Annotated in this window: 1 rRNA gene; it reads left to right on the top strand. The window is 49.9% G+C overall.

The features are described from left to right. The first annotated feature begins 254 nt into the window (after nucleotides 1-254). Nucleotides 255-1,818, top strand: a 16S ribosomal RNA gene (locus HU830_RS08680). The last annotated feature ends 69 nt before the right edge of the window (nucleotides 1,819-1,887 follow it).

Genomic DNA, 1,887 nt, shown 5'->3' with positions numbered 1-1,887 from the left:
ATATCTTCTGTTGTCAGCGAGGCGAAGAGCTAAGCGATGAGGGCCGAAAAAAAGTTCTTGACAAGCAACAAGACAGATGATAAAATAAACGAGCTGCTGTCAAAGCGGTTCAAACTTATCAAGGTAGACCTTTGAAAACTGAACAAAGTTTCTTTTAAGCGAACTGGGGGTTCGAAAGAACCCGTCAATGAACAAGAACAATAAAAAAGACAAGACAAGAACGCAAGTAATTGTCATGAGTCACAAGCTTCATAAAAAATGAGAGTTTGATCCTGGCTCAGGACGAACGCTGGCGGCGTGCCTAATACATGCAAGTCGAGCGCGGGAAGCTTCACAAATCTTCGGAGGCGAGAAGCCAAACGAGCGGCGGATGGGTGAGTAACACGTAGGTAACCTACCCTATAGCGGGGGATAACAACTGGAAACAGTTGCTAATACCGCATAAAACTAAGAAGCACATGCTTCAAAGTTAAAAGACGGTTTCGGCTGTCACTAAAGGATGGACCTGCGGCGTATTAGCTAGTTGGTGGAGGTAAAGGCTCACCAAGGCAGTGATACGTAGCCGACCTGAGAGGGTAATCGGCCACATTGGGACTGAGACACGGCCCAAACTCCTACGGGAGGCAGCAGTAGGGAATCTTCCACAATGGACGAAAGTCTGATGGAGCAACGCCGCGTGGATGAAGAAGGTTTTCGGATCGTAAAATCCTGTTGTTGAAGAAGAACGGGTGTGAGAGTAACTGCTCATATCGTGACGGTATTCAACCAGAAAGTCACGGCTAACTACGTGCCAGCAGCCGCGGTAATACGTAGGTGGCAAGCGTTGTCCGGATTTATTGGGCGTAAAGGGAGCGCAGGCGGTTTAACAAGTCTGAATGTGAAAGTCCTCAGCTTAACTGAGGAAGTGCATCGGAAACTGTTAAACTTGAGTCCAGAAGAGGAGAGTGGAACTCCATGTGTAGCGGTGAAATGCGTAGATATATGGAAGAACACCAGTGGCGAAGGCGGCTCTCTGGTCTGGTACTGACGCTGAGGCTCGAAAGCATGGGTAGCGAACAGGATTAGATACCCTGGTAGTCCATGCCGTAAACGATGAGTGCTAAGTGTTGGAAGGTTTCCGCCTTTCAGTGCTGCAGCTAACGCATTAAGCACTCCGCCTGGGGAGTACGACCGCAAGGTTGAAACTCAAAGGAATTGACGGGGGCCCGCACAAGCGGTGGAGCATGTGGTTTAATTCGAAGCAACGCGAAGAACCTTACCAGGTCTTGACATCTAGTGCAATTTGTAGAGATACAAAGTTCCCTTCGGGGACGCTAAGACAGGTGGTGCATGGTTGTCGTCAGCTCGTGTCGTGAGATGTTGGGTTAAGTCCCGCAACGAGCGCAACCCTTATTACTAGTTGCCAGCATTAAGTTGGGCACTCTAGTGAGACTGCCGGTGACAAACCGGAGGAAGGTGGGGACGACGTCAAATCATCATGCCCCTTATGACCTGGGCTACACACGTGCTACAATGGATGGTACAACGAGAAGCGAACTCGCGAGGGTAAGCGGATCTCTGAAAGCCATTCTCAGTTCGGATTGCAGGCTGCAACTCGCCTGCATGAAGTTGGAATCGCTAGTAATCGCGGATCAGCATGCCGCGGTGAATACGTTCCCGGGCCTTGTACACACCGCCCGTCACACCATGAGAGTTTGTAACGCCCAAAGCCGGTGGGGTAACCCTTCGGGGAGCTAGCCGTCTAAGGCGGGACAAATGATTAGGGTGAAGTCGTAACAAGGTAGCCGTAGGAGAACCTGCGGCTGGATCACCTCCTTTCTAAGGAAAAGATACGGAACCAGAACGCAGAAGAAACTTTGTTTAGTTTTGAGAGGTCTACTCTCAACT

Origin of the sequence: Bombilactobacillus apium, from assembly GCF_013385145.1 — a bacterium.
GTDB lineage: Bacteria > Bacillota > Bacilli > Lactobacillales > Lactobacillaceae > Bombilactobacillus > Bombilactobacillus apium.
Note: the sequence above shows the minus strand (reverse complement) of the source record. Positions and strands in the feature narration are given on the sequence as shown.